This window comes from Lentzea cavernae (assembly GCF_014653695.1).
Lineage (GTDB): Bacteria > Actinomycetota > Actinomycetes > Mycobacteriales > Pseudonocardiaceae > Lentzea > Lentzea cavernae.
The window spans coordinates 13231-32230 of record NZ_BNAR01000013.1 but is presented as its reverse complement, the minus strand read 5'-3'; the positions used below and the strand labels follow the sequence as shown (position 1 = coordinate 32230).

The following is a 19000-nucleotide window of genomic DNA, read 5'->3' as shown; positions in this document are numbered from 1 at the left end:
GATCAGCGGACCACCTGGGCCGGGATGCAGTTCTTGCCCGTGACCTTGAGCAGCGCCTCGCACAGCGACGGCGCGATGTCCGACTGGAACGGCCCGAGCCACACGAACTGGGTGAACCTCGTGTCGTTGGGGACGATGGCGGAGCACACGTCGTCGCGTCTGCTCAGGAACGCGGTCTGGCCGCGCAACGCCGGGTTCACGCCCTCACGGTGCTGCACCCACATTGTTTCGTAGTCCAGCAAAGTCTTGACGTCCTCCGCCCGCATCGCACCCTCCAGCGAATGCAGGACGAGAACCGACGAGCCCGGGTCGCACGGCATGTCCGTGTATTCGAGCTGAACGGGCTCAACGGGTGCCGTCGGTGTGGCGCCGGTGTTCTCGGGGGACTTCGACTGGAGGTTTCCGCCGATCAGCAGGCCGATGCCGATGCCGATGACGAGTGGAATCGCCGCCCACGCCACGAGTGTGCGGCGCTTTCCTCCACGGGCGAACATCGGTGGGCCGGCATAACGAGCGCTTTGCACCGGGGGACCGTACGCCAATCCGTGCGGACGCAACAACACTGGCCCGAACCGACTAGTTCTTGTTGGCGCACACCTTCGCGGATCCGCCGCGCTCCCCGTTGTCCCCGATCGCCGCGATCTGGAAGCACCGGCGGTCACCGCCACCGTCCTCGATCACGTGCTTCGTGCCCCCACCGGTCACCGTGACGACGGCGTACGGCTTCTCCCCGGTCACGTCGACCACCACGAACTGGGCCCGGCCGTCGCTCGGATCGGTCCACTCCAGCTCGATCGACCTGCCCTCGTACTCGGCGCGCTTGAGCACCGGGACGAACCTCGGGTCGCTGTTCGGTGACGGACTGGCGTCGGCGGAGTCGGACGTCGGCACGGGCGGTGCCGTTGTCGTCACAGGGGGTTGAGCCTGCTGTCCGTCGCCTCCGCGGTTCAGGAAGATGCCCGCGGCGAGCCCGCCCGTCACCGCGATCACGGCCAGCAACGCGAGCACCGCACCGCGTTTGCTCTTGCGGACCGGCGCGGTCATCGGCTCGACCGGCGGCAGGTCCACGCTCGGTAGCACCGCGACCGGTTGCGGCCGGGGAGGCGGTGGCGGGACGAAGTCGTGGTGCCGGTAGGTCAGGTCCTCGAGCCGGCCCTGCCACGAGTCGTCGCGCTCGACCTCCGGTTCGGGTTCCGGTTCTGGTTCCGGTACGAACCCGCGCGGGCCGAATCCGGGGGCCTCGGTCGGGCCCTCCGGGTAGAATTCGGGGCGCTCGCCCAGCATCGACGTCGCGTCGGGGTCCACAGAGGACAGCGCGGTGCCCGAGTTCGCCGCCGTCAGCGCGTCGCGCAGCTCCTGCGCCGAACCGAAGCGCTCGGCGCGGTCCTTGCGCAGGCAGCGGTTGATCACGGCGACGAGCCACGCCGGCACGTCGAAGCGGGTGAGCGGGCGGGGTTCACCGGTGCCGACCCGGCCGATGTAGGACAGCAGCGTGTCCTCGTCCGGGTTGTCCGAGGCGAACGGGGGCTTGCCCTCCAGCAACGTGAACAGCGTCGAACCGAGCGACCAGATGTCGTCGGCGAACGACGGCGCGGCGCCCTCCAGCATCTGCGGGGCGGCGTGCCGGTAGCTGAGGATCTGCAGTGACGCGGAATGGCCGGCGTCGGCGCCGCGTGCGATGCCGAAATCGGCCAGGACGTACGAAGTCGGGAGCACCAGGACGTTCTGCGGCTTCACGTCCCGATGCAGGATGTTCTGCCCGTGTGCGAACGCCAGCGCGTCCGCGACGGCGATGCCCGCTGCCACCACGTCCTGCACGGGCAACGGGCCCATGGCGCGCAACCGGTCGTGCAGCGATCCTCGCTCGTAGAACTCCATGACGATGCACGGGCGGCCGTCCGGCAGCGTGCCGGTGTCGAGCACCGTCACGATGTGCGGGTGCTGGCGGCCCAGCTCGACGGTGATCGCGAGCTCACGGCGGAAGCGCGCCACCGTGGCCGGATCCGTGACCTGCAGGACCTTCACCGCGACGTCGCGGCCGAGGCCGTCCTGGCGGGCGCGGTAGATCGTGCCCTCGCCACCCTGCGCGATCACGCGGAAGGCGCTGTAGCCGGGCAACGCGATCTCGGGCGCCTGCGCAGCGCCCTGCGCGGGTGCCCAGGCCATCAGATCGTCTTCCACCAACGGATCCTATCCCGGAGCGATGGGGTCACCGCTGGACGTTCGTCGGGAAAGGCCGCCGGGGTTCGGCTCAGTCGCCGACGACTTTCACCTGGAACCCCAGTGCTTGCAGCATTCCGGTGAGCATCACGCGGGTGTTGTCCTCGGCGCGCTTGAGCAGCTCCGACTGCTTCGCTGCCTCCGCGAGCTTGGCCTCCGCGGCGACGTAGAACTTCTGCTGGTCAGGAGGTCCCGCCAACGCCTGCAGGTCGTTGATCAGGCCGCGCTCCTGGCTGAAGACGTACGACCTGTCGTGGTGCATGTTCGGCTTGTCCAGCTGGGGCTTGGGCACCCGCAGCTCGACGGTCTTCCCGTCCGGCGAGAGGACCAGCCCGTCGTCCTTGAGCGTCCCGAAGTCCACGAAGGCGTTGACCGACCCGGCCGCGACGAACAGCGTGCGCTCGCCCGCCAGCGCCGCCGGTACCCACTTCACGTCGTTCTCGATGTCGAGCACGACCTGGAACTCGCCTGCCGCCGCGTGGTACTGGCTCAGGTCCCGCACCGACTTGAGCATCGCGGGCTGACTGCGGTCGATGGATTCGTCACCGAAGGGCCTGAATTGGCCGAAGACGAACACGGCCGCGCCGAGGAGAATGACGACGGCCGCGACAACTGCTCCACGCGTGATCCAGCGCCTGTACACGGCATTGGAGTACCCGTGAGCTGATGCGCGCACACGGTCCGTATGGGCTAATCGACCCGTGCGGAATCAGTTCGGTGTCCACGTGGTTGGCTTTGGACGAAACTAGAGCTAGTGATCAGGAGGCGTGCGGTGGACCCGGAGAACCTGTACGAGGTGGACTCGGAGGTACCGGACCTCACGGGTGCGGTGCTGCTGCACCACTTCGAGGGCTTCATGGACGCCGGCGCCGCGGGCCGTCTGCTCGCCGAACACCTGCTGGAGACGTTGGAGAGCCGTGTCGTCGCGCGCTTCGACGTCGACGGCCTGATCGACTACCGCTCGCGCCGCCCGCTGATGACCTACGCGACCGACCACTGGGAGGACTACGCCGCTCCCAAACTGGTCGTGCACCTGCTCTGGGACAGCGCGGGCCACCCGTTCCTGCTGCTCACGGGCCCCGAGCCGGACCGCGGCTGGGAGGCGTTCATCCAGGCCGTGCGTTCGCTGATCGACCGCTGGGGCGTGCGTCTGACCCTGGGCTTCCACGGCATCCCGATGGGCGTGCCGCACACACGGCCGTTGAACGTCATCGGTCACGCCACGCGTCCTGAGCTCGTGTCGGAGTACCAGCCGTTCTTCAACCGCGTGCAGGTGCCGGGCAACGTCTCGGGCCTGCTGGAGTTCCGCCTGGGCCAGGCGGGCCACGACGCCATGGGCTTCGCCGCCCAGGTGCCGCACTACCTCGCGCAGTCCCAGTACCCGGCCGCCGCCGTGACGCTGCTGGACGCCGTCGCCCGCGCCTCGGGCCTCGCCCTGCCCATCGGCTCGCTCGCCGAGGCCGCCCAGGCCGCCGACGCCGAGATCCACCGCCAGGTCGCCGACTCCGAAGAGGTCGCCCAGGTGGTCGAAGCGCTCGAGCGGCAGTACGACGCGTTCATCCAGACTGTCGGCAACACCGACATCCCCAGCGCGGACGAACTGGGCGCCGAGTTCGAACGGTTCCTCGCCGAGCAGCAGCGTCCGCCGGACCACCTGTAGGAGCGAGTGATGGCCACCTGGGACGACGTGCACCGGATCGCCACCGCCATGCCCGACGTCACGGAGCGGGTGCGCGAGGGCGTCGTCGACTGGAGGGTCAAGGACAAGCTGTTCGTCTGGGAACGGCCGCTGCGCAAGACCGACCTGTCGGCGCTGGGCGCGGCCGCTCCCTCCGGGCCGATCCTGGCCGCTCGGGTGCCCGACCTCGGGGCCAAGGAGGCGCTGCTGGCCTCCGACCACTCGGTCTACTTCACGACGCCGCACTTCAACGGGTACCCGGCGATCCTGGTGCGGCTGGAGCACATCGAGGTGGGGGAGCTGGAAGAGCTGATCGTCGAGGCCTGGCACGCGCGGGCGAGGCGCCGCTGATGGAGTTCCTCTGCTACCACCGGGACCGGCCCGGCTCGATGCCGTTGCGCGAGGCGCTGGCCGAGGAGCACTGGTCCTACATGGACGGCTTCGAGCTCGTCGCGCGCGGCCCGACGTTCGCGGACGGCGTGGTCACCGGCAGCGTGCACGTGGTCGAGGTGCCGGACGCGGCGGCGGCCCGCGCGTTCGCCTTCGACGAGCCGATCCACCAGGCAGGCGGCTACCGGGACGTGCTGGTGCGCCGGTGGGACAACGTGCTCGGCCGCTCCGTGGGGGACTTCCCCGGCGGCCGCGAGGGTGGCGGCCACCTGGTGCTCGGGTTCGGGTCGGGTGAGCCCGACACCGTTCCCGGCCGCCTCGACGAGCTGATCGCGTACGGGCGGCTGCTGTCCGACGACGGCACGACGTGGCTGGGGACGGCGGCGCTGGTCAGGTCGGCCGACCCCGCCTCGGTGCTGACCGCCGGCCGCTACGACGCCGTCGAGGTGCACGAGTGGGAGTTCGGCGGACGCCGCTAGGGCCTGTGTCGAAGTCTGATCCGCGACAGCCGGGCCCGAGGCGGCCCCTGGCGGCACGGCCGGACGACCCACGTACAACACCGGTACGCGGGCCATCCGGCCGCACCACCAGGAACCACCCCAAGCGCGACTCTCATCGAACCGGACTTCGACACAGGCCCTAGTAGCGGACGAACCGGTAGTGCAGGCCGCTGCTCGACTCCAGCCACTCACCGACGCTGACCGGCTCACGCCCCACAGCCGGCGCGCAGGTGTCGCCCTCGAACTCCTCGCGGATCTCCGTCACCTCGACCCGGTCGGCGAACGGCAGTGCCGCCGCGTACACCGCCGACCCGCCGATCACCCACAGGTCGCCGGTGACGTCGGCAAGGGCCTTCTCCAGCGACGAGAACGTCTCCGCGCCGTCCTGGGCGGTGCGCGACAGCACCAGGTTGCGGCGCCCCGGCAGCGGGCGGAAGCGCGGCGGCAACGACTCCCAGGTGCGGCGTCCCATGAGGACCGCCGAGCCCGCGGTCAGCTCGCGGAAGTGCCTCATGTCCTCGGGGACGTGCCACGGGATGGCGTTGTCCCGGCCGATCACGCCGTTCGCGGACTGCGCCCAGATCAGGCCGATCACACCGCCACCGGCGCCTTGATGCCGGGATGCGGGTCGTAGCCCTCGATCGTGAAGTCCTCGTAGGAGTAGTCGAACAAGCTACGTGCCTCAGCCATCTTGAGCGTCGGGAACTCGCGCGCCTCGCGGCTGAGCTGGAGTTCGACCTGCTCGACGTGGTTGTCGTAGATGTGGCAGTCGCCGCCGGTCCAGATGAAGTCGCCGACGCCCAGGCCGGTCTGCTCGGCGATCATGTGCGTGAGCAGCGCGTAGGAGGCGATGTTGAACGGCACGCCGAGGAACAGGTCCGCGCTGCGCTGGTAGAGCTGGCAGGAGAGCTTGCCGTCCGCGACGTAGAACTGGAAGAACGCGTGGCACGGCGGCAGCGCCATCTGCGGGATCTCGCCGACGTTCCAGGCGGAGACGATGATCCGGCGCGAGTCCGGGTTCGTCCGCAACGTCTCGAGGACGTCCGCGATCTGGTCGACGTGCCCGCCGTCCGGGGTCGGCCACGAGCGCCACTGCACGCCGTAGACCGGACCCAGTTCGCCCTCGGGAGAGGCCCACTCGTCCCAGATGGACACACCGTGCTCCTGCAACCAGCGGACGTTGGCGTCTCCGCGCAGGAACCACAACAGCTCGTACGCCAGCGACTTGAAGTGGACCTTCTTCGTCGTGATCAGCGGGAAGCCCGCGGCGAGCGGATAGCGCAGCTGGTGGCCGAAGATCGACCGCGTGCCGGTGCCGGTGCGGTCCGCCTTGCGCACGCCTTCTTCCAGGACGTGGCGGAGCAGGTCTTCGTACTGCGTGTCGGGCATGGACGCACCCTAGCTCCAGCGGTCGAACGACGTCAGGTCCGCCACGTCGCGCCGCTTCGCCACGGAGAAGCGCTCGGCGGGGTGGCCGAGCGGGACCATCGCCGCGATCTCCCACTTCGCGGGCACGCCGAGCAGTTCCAGCGCCTCGTCGTGGCAGACCCTGATCACCGTGGTCAGCGTGGTGCCGAGCCCCAGCGCCCGCGCCGCCAGGCAGAAGTTCTGCACGGCGGGGTACACCGACGCGTGCACCGGCCCGATGTCGATGCCCTCCACCAGCGACGGCAGCCGCGGCATGAGGAAGAACACGATCACCGGCACGGACCCGAGGGTGTCGGCGAGGTGGTTCGCGGACCGGCTGATGCGCACACCGGTGGCGTCGGTGCGCTCCGGAGCGACGGAGGTGTACCGCGTGAACGCGCTGCGGTAGAGCCTGCCCACCTCGGCGCGGACGCCGGGATCGGTGACGACCAGGTAGCGGGTGGGCTGGACGTTGCCGCCCGACGGTCCCTGCTGGGCGGCGCGCAGGCAGGTCCACACGTCGTCCGGCGAGACCGGCTCGTCGGTGAACCGGCGGATCGCCCGCGTGGTCATGATCGCCTCGAGCGCGTCCATCAGAACCTCGTCATGTCCGGGGCGAGCCCCAGCTTGAGCATCGAGTAGGTCTCCAGCATCCGCCGCGACACCACCGTGTGCTGCGCGGCCACGTGCACGTCCCGCAGGCAGCGCTGCAGGGCGGACGACTCGAACACGGAGCTGCCACCGCCCGCCGCGAACGCCTTCTGCGTCACGTCCGTCGCCTCGCCCGAGGCGAACGAACAGGCCAGCCGCAGCCGTGCCTTCACCGCGTCCGGGGCCGGTTCGCCGTTGAGGGCGTGGTCCCAGGCGGTGCTCACCGTCTCGTGCAGGAACGCCGCCGCCGACGACAACCGCGCCTCCGCCAGCGCGAGCTCGATCTGCACGCCGGTCTGCTCGGCGAGCCGGGACGTCGCGTACTGCGGCACCTTCTCGACGGCCAGCGCCTCGATCTCGTCGATCGCGCGGCGGGCCACGCCCAGGCACACGGACGCGACGCCCACGGCCAGGAAGCTGAAGTAGGGGAACACCGTGATCGGGCCCTCGATGCCGGGGGTGGTGCCGATCGGCCACACCGCGCGGCGGGCGGGGAGGAAGGCGTCCGAGACGGAGAACTCGTGCGAACTGGTGGCGCGAAGCCCGGCGGCGCGCCACGTGTCGTGCACCGTCACGTCCGAACGGGGATACACGGCCAGACGTGGGCCAACGGGCGTGATCGTGCCACCGATGACCCACGAGCAGTAGGAGACGGCGCTGCCCCAGCCCCAACGGCCCGTGACGCGGTAACCGCCGTCAGCATCGACCGCCTTGCCCAGCGGCGCGGCGGTGCCCGCGATCAACGCGCGCGGGTCGCCGAACACCTCGTCGGCGGCGTCGATGGGCAGGTACCAGGCCAGCGACGACGAGGTGGTGGTCGTCATCGCGGTCCACCCGGTCGAGGCGTCGGCCCGCGACAGCTCCTGGACCTCGCGGCTCCACTCGGGCAAGCCGGCCTCGGCGCCGCCGTAGCGCTTCGGGGCGATCATGCGGTGCACGCCGGAGTCGACGAGCGCGGTGAGCACCGGTCCGGTGAGGGCGCGCTGCTGCTCGGCCAACGGCGCTTCGACGCGGATCAGGGCGTGGAGATCCATGCGGTGATCTTGCCCATCGACCTACAGCTTGGCGAGCGCCTCAACGAGTGGCTTGAGCTCCGGAGCGCCGGAAGCCTCGTCGAGAGAGGCGGCGAGCACCTCGTCGTGCGTGGGGCGGGCGAGCGCCAGCAGTTCGTGGCCCTTGTCGGTGACCTCGGTGTAGATGCCCCGGCGGTCGGTGGGGCAGAGGTAGCGCGCGAGCAGCCCGCGGTCCTCGAGGCGCGTGACCAGGCGCGTCGTGGCCGACTGGCTGAGCACCACGGCGTTGGAGAGCTGGTTCATCCGAAGGTGGAACCCGTCCTGGCGGTTGAGGACGTCGAGAACGGTGTACTCGCTGACAGAAAGCTCGTGGGCCTTCTGCAGCGCTCTCTCGAGACGGTCCTCGATGCGCGCGTGCAACGCCGCGAGCGTGCGCCAGCCCTGTGCGCGCGCCTGGACGGCGTCGTCGTCCAGTGACATAGGTCAACCCTTCTCGAATAGACAGCGTCTGCAACTATTGCGTACGCTTGTAATCGTCTTCAACAAGTCTACCGGGGAGAGACATGGATCTGTCGGGACGCACGGCACTTGTGACGGGCTCCACCGCCGGCATCGGCTTCGCCACGGCGGAAGGCCTGCTCAAGGCGGGTGCCTCCGTCGTCATCACCGGCCGCACCGAGGAGCGCGTGGCCGAAGCGGTCGGCAAGCTCAGCGGCGCCGGTGACGTGCGCGGTGTCGCGACGGACCTCGCGACCGCCGAGGGCGCGGCCCTGCTCGTGGACCAGGTGCCGGACGTGGACGTCCTGGTGAACAACCTGGGCATCTACGGCGCGAAGCCGGTGTTCGAGGTCGACGACGCCGAGTGGCAGCGCTACTTCGACACCAACATCATGTCCGGCGTCCGCCTGGCCAGGCACTACACGCCCCGCATGGTCGAGCGCGGCTGGGGCCGGGTGATCTTCGTGAGCAGCGAGTCCTCCGTCTTCACGCCGACCGAGATGGTGCACTACGGCATGACGAAGACCGCGCAGCTCGCCCTGTCGCGCGGCATGGCCCAGGAGGTCAAGGGCACCGGCGTCACCGTCAACTCGGTGCTGCCCGGCCCCACGCTCACGCCCGGCGTCGAGGAGTTCATCCGCGAGCGCGTCGGCGAGGGCGGCGAGGCGGAGTTCGTCCGCACCGAACGCCCCACGCTGCTGCTGGGCCGCCTGATCCGTCCCCACGAGGTCGCGAACCTCATCACCTACGTCGCGTCGGACCTGTCGTCCGCGACGACCGGAGCCGCGTTGCGCGTCGACGGCGGCACCGCACCGACGCTCATTCCGTAACCAGGTAAGGAATCCGCTTTGAACACCGTGAAGCTCAACAACGGCGTCGTCATGCCCCAGCTCGGTTTCGGCGTCTGGCAGGTGCCGGACGCGGAGGCCACCCCGGCCGTCGCCGAGGCGCTGAAGGCCGGCTACCGCAGCATCGACACCGCCGCCGCCTACGGCAACGAGGCCGGCACCGGCGCGGCCATCGCCCAGTCCGGTGTGGACCGCGACGAGGTCTTCGTCACCACCAAGCTCTGGAACGACGACCACGGCTTCGACGCGACCAAGCGCGCGTTCGACGCTTCTCTGCAGAAGCTCGGCCTCGACGTGCTCGACCTCTACCTGATCCACTGGCCGACCCCGGCCCGTGACAACTTCGTCGACACCTGGAAGGCGTTCGTAGAGCTGCAGAAGGAGGGCCGCGTCCGCGCGATCGGCGTCTCCAACTTCCAGCCCGCGCACCTCAAGCGCCTGATCGACGAGACCGGTGTCGCGCCCGCGGTCAACCAGATCGAGCTGCACCCGTACTTCCAGCAGGCCGACGTGCGCGCGTTCAACGCCGAGCACGGCATCGTGACCGAGGCCTGGTCGCCGCTCGGCCAGGGCGGCGAGCTGCTCACCGACCCGGTCGTGCAGAAGATCGCCCTGGCGCACGGGAAGTCGGCGGCCCAGGTCGTGCTGCGCTGGCACCTGCAGATCGGCAACGTCGTGATCCCGAAGTCCGTGACGCCGTCGCGGATCCAGGAGAACATCGACGTGTTCGACTTCGAGCTGCCGGACGCCGAGGTGGAGGCTCTGTCCACTCTGGACCGGGGTGGCCGGATTGGGCCTAACCCGGACGAGCTCAACTAGGACCGCCCACGAAAATACGAAGCCCGGACCGCTTGATCGCGGTCCGGGCTTCGCCGGTAACGGGCGCCTCAGGCCCGCATGACTGTGGCGATCGGGATCCGCGCCGCCCGGATGGCCGGGATGAGCCCACCGAGCACACCCGCGACGAGCCCGGCGATCACCCCGGCGACGCCCGCCTCCCACGGGAAAGCGGTGCCCTGCAACGACGGGAACCTGCTGCCGAACATCATCAGCGCCACCTGCAACCCGGCCGCGCCCGCGCCGATCGCCAGTGCGGCGGTCAGCAGGCCGGTCAGCAGGGTCTCGGCGAGCACGATGCCGGCGAGCAGCAGGCGTGACATGCCGACGGCGCGGCGCAGGGCGAACTCCTCGACGCGTTCGCCGACGGTGGCGAGGCCGACGTTGAGGATGCCGGCGACGCCGATCAGCAGGACCAGGAACGCCATGCCGAGGAAGATCAGTCGCATGATCCGCAGCTCGGACTCCATGCGCTCCTTGGACTTCACGACCTGGAAGTGCATCTGGTCCTGCGGGATGCCGGCGCCGGCGAGCTTGGCCTTGAGCAGCTGCTGCAGTTCGTCGGAGCCCGGTTCCATGTACAGCTCGAGCTGGGTGCCGCCGCCGCGGAACCTGTCGACCTCGGTGGTGGCCGCGGCCGCGGGCATCCACGTGCGCAGCTCGTCGAGGCGCATGTAGATGCGGGGCTGCGAGTAGCCGTCCTGGACGACACCGAGGATCTGCGGCGACACGTGGTGGGTGGCGCCGTCGATCATCATCTCGCCGGGGACGCGGTACTGGCGCAGGCCCTTGGCGGCCTCCTCGTTCAGCACGATGCGCGGGGCGAGCGAGGGTGCCGTGCCGAACTCGAGCCAGGTGCCGGAGACCGGGCGGAACGGCTTGAACGGGCGGATGTCGCCGGTCAGCGCGACCATGCTGACCTCGATGGCCTGGCCGTCCGGCTTCTTCTCCTGCGGCTTCTGCTCGGTGCAGGTGCCGTTGGCGTCGCAGAAGACCATGGGGCCCGAGTAGTCGCCGCCGCGGCCCGCGTACTCGAACGGCATGCCGCCCTCGTTGATCGGGCGCACGCCCGGCTCGCCGATGATGGCCCGTGAGCCGATCATCGCGACGGCGTCGGTGCGGCCCTTCATCGTGGACTCCACGATGCCCGGCGCGCCCTTCTCGCCGGGGACGTAGCCCATCACCGTGCCGTCCTTGCCGGACTGGAGCTCGACGTCGGTGAGCATCGCGCGTTCGGCGATCTCGGCGCCCGCCTGCACCGCCACGACGGCGAGGACGCCGAGGAACAGCGACACCATCGAGAGGAACGTGCGCAGTTTGCGGGCGCGGATGCCCTGTCCGCCGATGACCAGGGCGGACCGGAACTTGCCGGAAAGCATCAGTTGAACCGCCCGTCGCGCAGCTCCATCACGCGGCCCATCTTGCGCGCGTGGTCGTGGTCGTGCGTGACCAGCACGAGGCCGCAGCCCTGCCTGGTCGTGTTGAGCAGCACCTCGACGACGAGGTTGCCGGTCTCGGTGTCGAGCGCGCCCGTGGGCTCGTCGGCGAGGATGATGCGCGGCTGCCGCACGAGTGCGCGGGCGATCGCGACGCGCTGCTGCTCGCCGCCGGAAAGCCTGGTGGGCTTGGACTTGGCGAGGTGCGCGATGCCGACCTGCTCCAGGGCCTCCATCACCTGCTGCTTGCGCTTGCGCCGCGCCGACCAGCCCTGGCCGTTCACGAGCGCCATCGCCACGTTCTGCGCCGCGGTGAGGTGCTTGAGCAGGAAGAAGCGCTGGAACACGAACCCGAACTCCGCGCTGCGCAACGCCGCGGCCCTGCGCTCGGGGAGCTTCGTGATGTCGTTGCCGTGCAGGAAGTACTGGCCCTCGTCGGCGCGGTCGAACAGACCGATCAGCGACAGCAGGGTCGACTTGCCGGAGCCGGAGCGGCCGAGGATCGCCACGCTCTGTCCCGGGTGGACGGTGAAGTCCACACCGGACAGGATCGTGCGCGGTTCTCCTTGCCCCTTAAGGATCTTCGTGATGCCGTTCAGCTGCAGCAGCGGTGCCTGGACCTGAACCGTGGGCTGGTCGAAGGACTGGGTCATCACGGTCCCGTCGGCTTCTGCTGCTGGTCGCCGCCCTGCTGCTGGCCCTCCGGCAGGTTCGGGCCGGGAACGGCGAGTTCCTCTTCGCCCGTGAGGCCCGACTTGACCTCGATGACCTTGCCGTCGGTGAGGCCCAGCACCACGTCGGTGGTGCGGCGCGAGCCGTCGGGCTGGATGACGTCGACCTTGCCCTTGCCCTGCTGGCCCGCGACGGCCTCGACCGGGACGACCAGCGCCTGCGCCGCCTTGCCCGTGGTGACCTCGATCGACGCGGTGGCGCCGTTGATCATCTGCACGTCCGCCGGCGCGGTGCACACGATGCGCAGGCCCGTGGACGAACTCGGCTGCTGCGGCTGGTCCTTGGGCTGCTGCTGTTGCTGGGGCTGGTCCTTCTTCTCGTCCTTGGTGTCCGGCGTGACCGGCGGCTTCTCCGGGACGGTTCCCTGCGGCAGCGCGGCGATCGTGCCGAGCACCGTGCACGGGAACGGGCCGGGGCCGTTCTTGATCTGCGCCGTCACGTCGGTCAGCGCGCCGTTGATCTTGTACGCCTGCTGGCCGTCGATGTCGCCGACGAGCGCGTAGCCGACGTGCTTGGCCGACGCGATCGGCATGCCCGCCGTCACCGTGGCCTTGTCGTCGACGAGCCTGCCGCTGAACGTGGACCCGGCCGGCGCCTCGACGTAGTTCGGCGTCTGGCCCTTCCACACCGTGGCGACCCGGATGGGCTTGGTCGGCGTGCCGTTCGGCGCCGGGACGTCGAAGTACCGCACCTGGCCCTCGACCGGCGCGACGAGCCCGAACGTCGGGTTCATCTCGACCTTGCCCGAGATGCTGAGCTTGGTGGTGAGGTCCTGCCTGGTCGGCTTGACCTTGGTCATCGTCGTGCCGCGTGGCGCCAGTTCCGGGTTGGTCTGGTCCGGACCTGACGGACTGCACGCCGCCACGCCCACCGTGACCAGCGCGCACAGCGGCGCGAGAAGAATTTTGCGCACGAATGTCCCCCATGTCGTTTCGACCAACCTATCGATAAGGACACCCGATGGGCCCCGGAGGTTGCATCAGTCTTTCGGCCGATGCGCATCGACCTGGCGGCCACGGGTATCCGGGGCGTTGACCGGAAGGGAGAACGCCTGTGAATGCGCTTGCCGTGGTGACCGGTGCGTCCAGTGGAATAGGGTACGAACTCGCGAAAGTCCTCGCGGACAACGCCTTCGACGTCGTCGTTGTGGCTGAGGACGAAAGGATTGACGAAGCGGCCGCGCAGCTGAGGCTGCTCAGCGGTGGCGTGCGCGTGGAACCGGTGCGGGCCGACCTGCGCGGCTACGAAGGCGTTGAGGCTCTGGTGTCCCGCGTGCGCGCGTTGGGCCGTCCGGTCGACGTGCTCGCGGTGAACGCGGGCGTCGGCGTCGGCGGCGACTTCGCGCGCGACACGTCGGTCGACGACAACCTGGAGATCGTGGACCTGAACGTCCGCTCGGCGGTGCACCTGACGCACCGCCTGCTCGGCGACATGGTGGACCGCAAGGAGGGCAGGATCCTCTTCACGTCGTCCATCGCCGCCACCGGACCCGGCCCGTTCCACTCGGTCTACGCGGCCTCCAAGGCGTTCCTGGCGTCGTTCGGGCAGAGCCTGCGCGAGGAGCTGCGCGACACCGGGGTCACCGTGACCACGCTGATGCCCGGGCCGACCGACACCGAGTTCTTCGACCGCGCCGGCATGCAGGACACCAAGGTCGCCACGGGGCCCAAGGACGACCCCGCGCAGGTCGCGCGGCAGGGCTTCGAGGCGTTGATGAAGGGCGACGACCACGTGGTCGCGGGATCGCTGAAGAACAAGGTCCAGGCCGTCGTGGGCAGGGTCGCGCCGGACCCCGTCAAGGCGAAGGTGATGAGGACGATGACGGAACCCGGTTCGGGCGAGGAGTGACGGGTACTCGCGCACCACGGTTCGATCGTCTTCTGCACGGAGGTTCGGGAAGCGTGAAGCGGATTTGGCAGGCGTACGGCGAGGGCAGGCCGTTGCCCGGATACCTGCTCGCCATCGCCAGTTACACGGCTCTCGTCGGCGCGGTCTCGGTGGCAGGACGCCTCACGGGCGTCCGGCTGCCCGACCGGTTCTCGCTCGCGGACACCGCGCTCGTGGCCGTGGCGACCCACAAGGCCAGCCGGTTGCTCACCAAGGAGGCGGTGACCAGCCCGCTCAGGGCCCCGTTCACCCGGTACGAGGAGCCCGCGGGACACGCGGAGATCAAGGAGTCCGTGCGGTCCGGCCACCCGGCGCAGCACGCGATCGGAGAGCTGCTGACGTGCCCGTTCTGCGCGGGTGTGTGGATCGCGAGCGGTCTCACCGCCGGGCTGGTGTTCGCGCCGCGGGTGACCAGGCTCGTGTCGACCGCGCTCACGGCGGTCGCGGCGTCCGACTCGCTGAACCTGGTCTACGACAGGCTCAAGTCATGACTCCCGGCGGCCGCGCCTGCTGCCCTCGTAGGCCTCGTCGCGCAACTTGGCGAGCCAGCGCGGCGCCAGTTCCATGTCCGCCGGCAGGTTGAGCACGGGGTCGAACGCCACCGGCGCCACGTCGCGGTCCTGGGGCCGCAGCACCAGTTCCGCGACCGGACGCCAGTCGGCGTCCTTGCCCGACGCGTGGAGGGTGAACCGCTCCGGCGGTTCGCCCTCACCGGGAACGGCCATGAACCACACGAGCTCGCCGCGGTGGCGGTAGGGCGCGAGCGTGCCGAGCCGGGCGTCCTGCCAGTGCCGCACGAACTTCGGCAGCATCCGCGTCCGCTCACCGGTGCCGGTGCTCGACAGCAACAGGTCCCAGTCGCCGGTCGCGGTGGGCACGCGCAGCGCGAGGCCGAGCACGTCGGGTTTGCCCGGCCCGGTTCCTGCCCCTTTGGACAGTCGGACGGGCACGGTGGCGTTGCCGGGGAAGGGGGCGCTGCCGCTCAGCTCACCGGTCAGCTGGATGCCCCTGGGGTGGAAGGCGCGGGCGTGCCGCGTGTGGGCGATCAGGCGGAAGACGGTGGTCAGCACACCCTCGTGTACCCGCGAAAACACCGGAAAAACGCGGTGTTTCAAGGTCTTCGCGCAGGGGATTCCAACCCCGTGAGGCTGCTCAGAGCACCAGGCGTGTACACGCCCCAGGACGACACCGCGCTTCTGGTCGAAGCGCTGCACGCGGCGGCGATCGCGCCAGGTGGTCGCGTGCTCGACATCGGCACCGGCACCGGGGCGCTCGCCATCGCGGCGATCCGCGCCGGCGCCGCCGAGGTGACCGGTGTGGACGTTTCCCGGCGTGCGGTGTGGACGGCACGCGTCAACGCCGCCCTGCAGAGGGTGCCGCTGCGCGTGCGGTTCGGCAACGCGCTCGACGTCGTGGCGAAGGGGGAGAGCTTCGACCTGGTCCTCTCGAACCCTCCGTACGTGCCCGCGGCGAGCACCTGTGCCGCCAAGGGGCCGGCCAGGGCGTGGGACGCGGGTCTCGACGGACGGCAGCTGCTGGACCCGTTGTGCGCCAGGATCCACGACCTGCTCGTGCCGGGCGGCGTGCTGCTGATGGTCCACTCCGCACTGTGCGGAGTGGACGCGACGCTCCAGCGTCTGCGCGACTGCGGCCTGAAAGCGTCGGTCGTGCAACGCCGCTGGGTGCCGTTCGGACCCGTGATGCACGGCAGGATCGGCTTTCTGGAACAGCACGGCCTGATCGAGTCCGGTCAGCGACACGAGGAACTGGTGGTGATCCGAGGTGACCGGCCAGAGCGCCCGCAGGGTGACGGTGGTGCCGAACGGGCCGGTGCTCGTTGAGGGACCGGTCGAACTGGTCACCGACGACGGCGTGACGCACACCAGCGACCGGTTCGTGGTCGCGGTCTGCGCGTGCCGCCGCAGCAAACGCTTTCCGTTCTGCGACACCAGTCATCGCAAACGTGTGCGCGACGACGTGCCGCAGGACGGGAAGTGACGCGCCGGATCAGCCGGCGAACCCCGCCGCGAACGAGGACAGCGACTCCCGGTCGGGCTGGCCCGTCTTCGCGATGAGCGAGGCGACGTGCTTTTCCACCGTGCGCGGTGAGATGTGCAGGCGGGTGCCGATCGCCTTGTTGCCCATCCGGTCGGCCAGCAGCACGAACACCTCGAACTCGCGGACCGTCACGCCCTGACCGCGCAGCTCCTTCGGCACCTGGTCGGTGCCGCTGCGCCGTTGCTGCACCGGTGCCCCGGCCTGCCGCAGCAGCCCCCGGCACGCCGAGGCCACCGCCGGGACCGTGGCCTGGTGGAAGTACTCCTCGGCGGAGCGCAGCCAGGCCACCGGATCGCCCCAGGCCGCCGCCTCCGGGGCGACCAGCCGCAGACCCAGGTGACGTGCCAGCGGGTACAGCCCCGCGGCCTCCTGGGCGCGCTGGAACGCGTCCCTGGCGTCGTCCACCCGGCCGTCGCGGCCGAGCAGAACGGCTCGCGCCAGCTCGGTGAACTGCCGGTTCCACCGCATCTGCGACGCGGAGGAGGTGGTCAGCGCCTCGTGGTCGCGCCAGCCGAAACGGCCGTCGAGCACTCCGAGCAGCACCCTCATGCCGTGCGTGCCGGACAGGTGGAACGTCGTGGGGTTCTGGGACTCCAAGGCGAGCGCGCGGTCGAACTCCGTCATCGCCAGGGCGTGGTTCTCCTCCAGCAACGCGCAGAAGGCGCGCGCGAGCCCGAAGCACAGCGGGTACTCCTGAGCGCCGCTCTTCGCGACCGCCTCGAACTCGCTGATGGCGTCGTCGGCCGCCGCGCGGTTGCCCTGGTGCGCGGCCAGTGTCGCCTTGCTCATCAGCAGGTAGCGCGTCAGCGAGTGGAACCGCAGGCGCGTGGTGACGGCCAGGCACTTCTCGATCTGGTCCGCGGCCGTGGCGTAGTCGCCGGTCAGCACGGACTGCAGCGCCAGGATCGCGTCCACGTTGTGCGACACCGTGATCGCGCCCGCCCGGGACGCCTCGGCGTGCGTGCGGTCGAGGGACGCGGTGCTGCCGTGCTGCAGCCAGTCGTTGCCCGCCAGGCGGACCAGCGCGTAGACGTGCTGGATCGGCATGTGGTGCGTGCCCGCCAGTGCGAGTGCCTTGCCGAAGCACTCGTTGGCCTCGTTCATGTCCTGCTCGCGCGCGATGATGCCGAGCAGCTGCCACGCCTCGCAGGCCTCCACCGGCAGCTGCGCCCGGTCCGCCGCCAGCGCGGCCTGCCTGGCGAGACCCTCGGCCGAGGAGATCCGTTCCGGGCTCGGGATGTTCAGCGTGAGGTGGGCGAGGGTGACGTCGAGCTGCGCCGTCAGCGCGGCGGGCGCGTCGGGCCCGAGCAACGTCCTCGCGATGCGCACCTGCTCCACGCCCTCGGTGAACCACCCGGCGGTGAAGGCCACACGGGACAGTCGCGAGTGGAGCTTCGCGCGGCGCTGCCCGTCCAGTGCCTGGAAGTCCGCGACGTCGAAGGCGAAGGCGCGTTCGAACTCGCCCGTCTCGGCCAGCGCGGGCAGCAACGTGTCGAGCACGTCGGCGCGCAGGCCGACCTCGTCGGTGAGCAGGCCCTGCGCGCGGTCGAGCAGCGTGACGGCCGACTCGGCGGCACCCCCCGCCAGCGCGCGCCTGCCCGCCTCGGCGAACAGGAGGCCCGCCCTGGTCTCGGACCCCGCGTCGAGCAGCAGCTTCGCGACGAGCGGGCACCAGTCGCCCGGCAGGCCGGGGTGCAGGTCCTCGATCGCGTCGGCGGTGCGCGCGGACAGGTCGACGCGTTCGGCCAGGGTCAGCTGGGCCAGCAACGCGTCCGCCGTGAGCGGGTGGCGGAACGCGTACCAGTCGGGTGCGGGCTCGTCGGGCGTCACGAGCTGCGCGGCCACACCGGCGTGCAGGTGGCTGAGCAGCTCGCGGTCATCGATCCCGGTCACCTTCTGCACGAGGGAGAGCGGGAACCGGTGGCCCAGCACCGCCGCGATGGACAGCACCTCGCGGCCCTGCGGTCCCAGCGTGTCCGTGCGGTGCGCGACGCTGCGCACGAACGCCGCCGGCACCGGGAGCTTGAGCTCGCCCAGCACCTGCCAGCCGTGCGCCCCGGCCACGAGCAGGCCGCCGCTCACCATGCCGTGCAGCAGTTCCTCTACCACGAAGGGGTTTCCGGCGCTGTCCGTCCACAGTCGATCGACGAGCTCCGCCGGGACGCGGTCGCTCTCGAGGCACGCGGCCGTCATCTGGCCGACCTCGTCCTGCGACAGCCGGTGCAGCTCCACGAGCGTGCCGGACCCTCGTTGCACCATCCTGCGCACGAGCTCCAGCGCGTGGCCGGGTTCGCTGCGGATCGTCGCCAGCAGCAGGACCGGCTGGTCCTCCAGGTTGTCCGCGAGGTACTCGACGACCGCAAGCGTTTCCGCGTCCGCCTCGTGCAGGTCCTCGAGGACGAGCAGGCACGGCGTCTTGCGCGCGACGGACGCGAGCAGCCTGAGCACCGCCTCGGCCAGCACGACGACCGACTCGGTCGTGGACCTGTGGTCGTGCCACTCCGGGATCAGCGTGCCCAGCACCGGTTTGTACGGCCCGAGCGCCGAGTCGTCCGGCGGATCGCCGCGGAACAGGCCCAGGAGCGCTTCCGCGATCGGGCGGAACGGCACCATCGGGCCGATCGTCGTACCGCGTCCTTTGAGCACCCGCATGCCCTCGTCGAACGCCTGGCCCGCCGCGTAGCGGGCGAGCCGCGACTTGCCGATCCCTGCCTCCCCGGTGAGGAAGACGGCGCCGCCGCGGGAGGCCCGAGTGCGGGAGAGCGCCCCGGTGATGGCCGTGACCTCCTGATCACGACCGATCACCCGGGACGCTCCTGTCTGCATGTCTGGACCCTAACGGCCA

22 protein-coding genes are annotated in these 19000 nt (G+C 70.3%); 9 read left to right on the top strand and 13 right to left on the bottom strand.

The annotated features are described in order from the left end of the window. Window positions 1-2: 2 nt before the first annotated feature. From IE307_RS33355 to IE307_RS33345, 3 genes are all read right to left on the bottom strand, one after another. Window positions 3-524 carry a hypothetical protein gene (locus IE307_RS33355; protein ID WP_191303400.1) on the bottom strand — a complete coding sequence of 174 codons (522 nt, stop codon included), beginning with the start codon at window positions 522-524 and terminating at the stop codon, window positions 3-5. 52 nt (window positions 525-576) lie between these two features. Beyond that, window positions 577-2181, bottom strand: a complete 1605-nt coding sequence (locus IE307_RS33350; RefSeq protein WP_191303399.1) for a serine/threonine-protein kinase — start codon at window positions 2179-2181, stop codon at window positions 577-579. 70 nt (window positions 2182-2251) lie between these two features. Further along, window positions 2252-2863, bottom strand: coding sequence for a DUF4230 domain-containing protein (locus IE307_RS33345; RefSeq protein ID WP_191303398.1), 612 nt, complete (start codon window positions 2861-2863; stop codon window positions 2252-2254). Window positions 2864-2974: 111 nt separating this feature from the next. Between IE307_RS33345 and IE307_RS33340 the strand changes: the two genes are divergently transcribed. From IE307_RS33340 to IE307_RS33330, 3 genes are read left to right on the top strand one after another with little or no spacing between them, the layout of a single operon-like run. Further along, entirely contained in the window at window positions 2975-3880 is a 906-nt protein-coding gene (locus tag IE307_RS33340) for a proteasome assembly chaperone family protein (RefSeq protein WP_229905317.1), read from the top strand. Between the two features lie 9 nt (window positions 3881-3889). Next, a complete protein-coding gene (locus tag IE307_RS33335; RefSeq protein WP_191303397.1) occupies window positions 3890-4249 on the top strand; it encodes an MmcQ/YjbR family DNA-binding protein in 360 nt (119 codons plus the stop codon). Beyond that, a complete protein-coding gene (locus tag IE307_RS33330) occupies window positions 4249-4767 on the top strand; it encodes a YciI family protein (protein WP_191303396.1) in 519 nt (172 codons plus the stop codon). The genes IE307_RS33335 and IE307_RS33330 overlap by 1 nt, the downstream gene beginning before the upstream one ends. 160 nt (window positions 4768-4927) lie before the next feature. Here the strand turns inward: IE307_RS33330 and IE307_RS33325 are convergent, their stop codons facing one another. Genes IE307_RS33325 through IE307_RS33305 form a run of 5 tightly spaced genes read right to left on the bottom strand, consistent with a single transcriptional unit; the run spans window position 4928 to window position 8339 of the window. Then, a complete protein-coding gene (locus IE307_RS33325; protein ID WP_191303395.1) occupies window positions 4928-5383 on the bottom strand; it encodes a dihydrofolate reductase in 456 nt (151 codons plus the stop codon). Then, complete coding sequence (locus IE307_RS33320; RefSeq protein WP_191303394.1) at window positions 5380-6177, bottom strand: thymidylate synthase; 798 nt, start codon at window positions 6175-6177, stop codon at window positions 5380-5382. Before IE307_RS33320 ends, IE307_RS33325 begins: the two co-directional genes overlap by 4 nt. Before the next feature lie 9 nt (window positions 6178-6186). Beyond that, window positions 6187-6789, bottom strand: a complete 603-nt coding sequence (locus IE307_RS33315; protein WP_191303393.1) for a nitroreductase family protein — start codon at window positions 6787-6789, stop codon at window positions 6187-6189. Beyond that, entirely contained in the window at window positions 6789-7880 is a 1092-nt protein-coding gene (locus IE307_RS33310) for an acyl-CoA dehydrogenase family protein (RefSeq protein ID WP_191303392.1), read from the bottom strand. Before IE307_RS33310 ends, IE307_RS33315 begins: the two co-directional genes overlap by 1 nt. A gap of 21 nt (window positions 7881-7901) precedes the next feature. Further along, window positions 7902-8339 carry a MarR family winged helix-turn-helix transcriptional regulator gene (locus IE307_RS33305; RefSeq protein WP_191303391.1) on the bottom strand — a complete coding sequence of 146 codons (438 nt, stop codon included), beginning with the start codon at window positions 8337-8339 and terminating at the stop codon, window positions 7902-7904. Between the two features lie 83 nt (window positions 8340-8422). Between IE307_RS33305 and IE307_RS33300 the strand changes: the two genes are divergently transcribed. Both IE307_RS33300 and IE307_RS33295 read left to right on the top strand, forming a co-directional pair. Then, a complete protein-coding gene (locus IE307_RS33300; protein ID WP_191303390.1) occupies window positions 8423-9187 on the top strand; it encodes an SDR family NAD(P)-dependent oxidoreductase in 765 nt (254 codons plus the stop codon). A gap of 51 nt (window positions 9188-9238) precedes the next feature. Next, window positions 9239-10024 carry an aldo/keto reductase gene (locus IE307_RS33295; RefSeq protein WP_191303578.1) on the top strand — a complete coding sequence of 262 codons (786 nt, stop codon included), beginning with the start codon at window positions 9239-9241 and terminating at the stop codon, window positions 10022-10024. Between the two features lie 68 nt (window positions 10025-10092). On the opposite strand, the gene IE307_RS33290 is transcribed toward IE307_RS33295, so the two are convergent. Genes IE307_RS33290 through IE307_RS33280 form a run of 3 tightly spaced genes read right to left on the bottom strand, consistent with a single transcriptional unit; the run spans window position 10093 to window position 13123 of the window. Then, window positions 10093-11421, bottom strand: a complete 1329-nt coding sequence (locus IE307_RS33290) for an ABC transporter permease (RefSeq protein WP_191303389.1) — start codon at window positions 11419-11421, stop codon at window positions 10093-10095. Then, window positions 11421-12131, bottom strand: a complete 711-nt coding sequence (locus IE307_RS33285; protein WP_191303388.1) for an ABC transporter ATP-binding protein — start codon at window positions 12129-12131, stop codon at window positions 11421-11423. Before IE307_RS33285 ends, IE307_RS33290 begins: the two co-directional genes overlap by 1 nt. Next, window positions 12131-13123 carry an efflux RND transporter periplasmic adaptor subunit gene (locus IE307_RS33280; RefSeq protein ID WP_191303387.1) on the bottom strand — a complete coding sequence of 331 codons (993 nt, stop codon included), beginning with the start codon at window positions 13121-13123 and terminating at the stop codon, window positions 12131-12133. The genes IE307_RS33285 and IE307_RS33280 overlap by 1 nt, the downstream gene beginning before the upstream one ends. Window positions 13124-13263: 140 nt before the next feature. Here IE307_RS33280 and IE307_RS33275 point away from each other — a divergent pair, with 140 nt between their 5' ends. Both IE307_RS33275 and IE307_RS33270 read left to right on the top strand, forming a co-directional pair. After that, the gene (locus IE307_RS33275) at window positions 13264-14058 is read left to right on the top strand and encodes an SDR family NAD(P)-dependent oxidoreductase (RefSeq protein ID WP_191303386.1); all 795 of its coding nucleotides are present in this window, start codon (window positions 13264-13266) and stop codon (window positions 14056-14058) included. Window positions 14059-14111: 53 nt separating this feature from the next. Continuing rightward, entirely contained in the window at window positions 14112-14588 is a 477-nt protein-coding gene (locus IE307_RS33270; RefSeq protein WP_229905316.1) for a DUF1360 domain-containing protein, read from the top strand. Here IE307_RS33270 and IE307_RS33265 read toward each other — a convergent pair. Continuing rightward, window positions 14583-15191 (bottom strand): hypothetical protein, encoded by a 609-nt coding sequence (locus tag IE307_RS33265; RefSeq protein WP_191303385.1) that lies wholly within the window; start codon window positions 15189-15191, stop codon window positions 14583-14585. The two genes, IE307_RS33270 and IE307_RS33265, sit on opposite strands and share 6 nt — an antisense overlap. A gap of 48 nt (window positions 15192-15239) precedes the next feature. Here IE307_RS33265 and IE307_RS33260 point away from each other — a divergent pair, with 48 nt between their 5' ends. Both IE307_RS33260 and IE307_RS33255 read left to right on the top strand, forming a co-directional pair. Then, window positions 15240-15938, top strand: coding sequence for a HemK2/MTQ2 family protein methyltransferase (locus tag IE307_RS33260; protein ID WP_191303384.1), 699 nt, complete (start codon window positions 15240-15242; stop codon window positions 15936-15938). Then, window positions 15880-16095, top strand: coding sequence for a CDGSH iron-sulfur domain-containing protein (locus IE307_RS33255; RefSeq protein WP_191303383.1), 216 nt, complete (start codon window positions 15880-15882; stop codon window positions 16093-16095). Before IE307_RS33260 ends, IE307_RS33255 begins: the two co-directional genes overlap by 59 nt. A gap of 9 nt (window positions 16096-16104) precedes the next feature. Here IE307_RS33255 and IE307_RS33250 read toward each other — a convergent pair whose 3' ends face one another. Further along, window positions 16105-18981: a LuxR family transcriptional regulator gene (locus tag IE307_RS33250; RefSeq protein WP_191303382.1), complete on the bottom strand. Its 2877-nt coding sequence runs from the start codon at window positions 18979-18981 to the stop codon at window positions 16105-16107. Window positions 18982-19000: the final 19 nt, after the last annotated feature.

What these genes read in the sequence shown, in the direction of transcription:
- IE307_RS33335 (WP_191303397.1), top strand. Translation starts at nt 3,890, where the DNA reads ATGGCCACCTGGGACGACGTGCACCGGATCGCCACCGCCATGCCCGAC.
- IE307_RS33330 (WP_191303396.1), top strand. Translation starts at nt 4,249, where the DNA reads ATGGAGTTCCTCTGCTACCACCGGGACCGGCCCGGCTCGATGCCGTTG.
- IE307_RS33320 (WP_191303394.1), bottom strand. Translation starts at nt 6,177, where the DNA reads ATGCCCGACACGCAGTACGAAGACCTGCTCCGCCACGTCCTGGAAGAA.
- IE307_RS33315 (WP_191303393.1), bottom strand. Translation starts at nt 6,789, where the DNA reads ATGGACGCGCTCGAGGCGATCATGACCACGCGGGCGATCCGCCGGTTC.
- IE307_RS33310 (WP_191303392.1), bottom strand. Translation starts at nt 7,880, where the DNA reads ATGGATCTCCACGCCCTGATCCGCGTCGAAGCGCCGTTGGCCGAGCAG.
- IE307_RS33305 (WP_191303391.1), bottom strand. Translation starts at nt 8,339, where the DNA reads ATGTCACTGGACGACGACGCCGTCCAGGCGCGCGCACAGGGCTGGCGC.
- IE307_RS33300 (WP_191303390.1), top strand. Translation starts at nt 8,423, where the DNA reads ATGGATCTGTCGGGACGCACGGCACTTGTGACGGGCTCCACCGCCGGC.
- IE307_RS33295 (WP_191303578.1), top strand. Translation starts at nt 9,239, where the DNA reads ATGCCCCAGCTCGGTTTCGGCGTCTGGCAGGTGCCGGACGCGGAGGCC.
- IE307_RS33290 (WP_191303389.1), bottom strand. Translation starts at nt 11,421, where the DNA reads ATGCTTTCCGGCAAGTTCCGGTCCGCCCTGGTCATCGGCGGACAGGGC.
- IE307_RS33285 (WP_191303388.1), bottom strand. Translation starts at nt 12,131, where the DNA reads ATGACCCAGTCCTTCGACCAGCCCACGGTTCAGGTCCAGGCACCGCTG.
- IE307_RS33250 (WP_191303382.1), bottom strand. Translation starts at nt 18,981, where the DNA reads ATGCAGACAGGAGCGTCCCGGGTGATCGGTCGTGATCAGGAGGTCACG.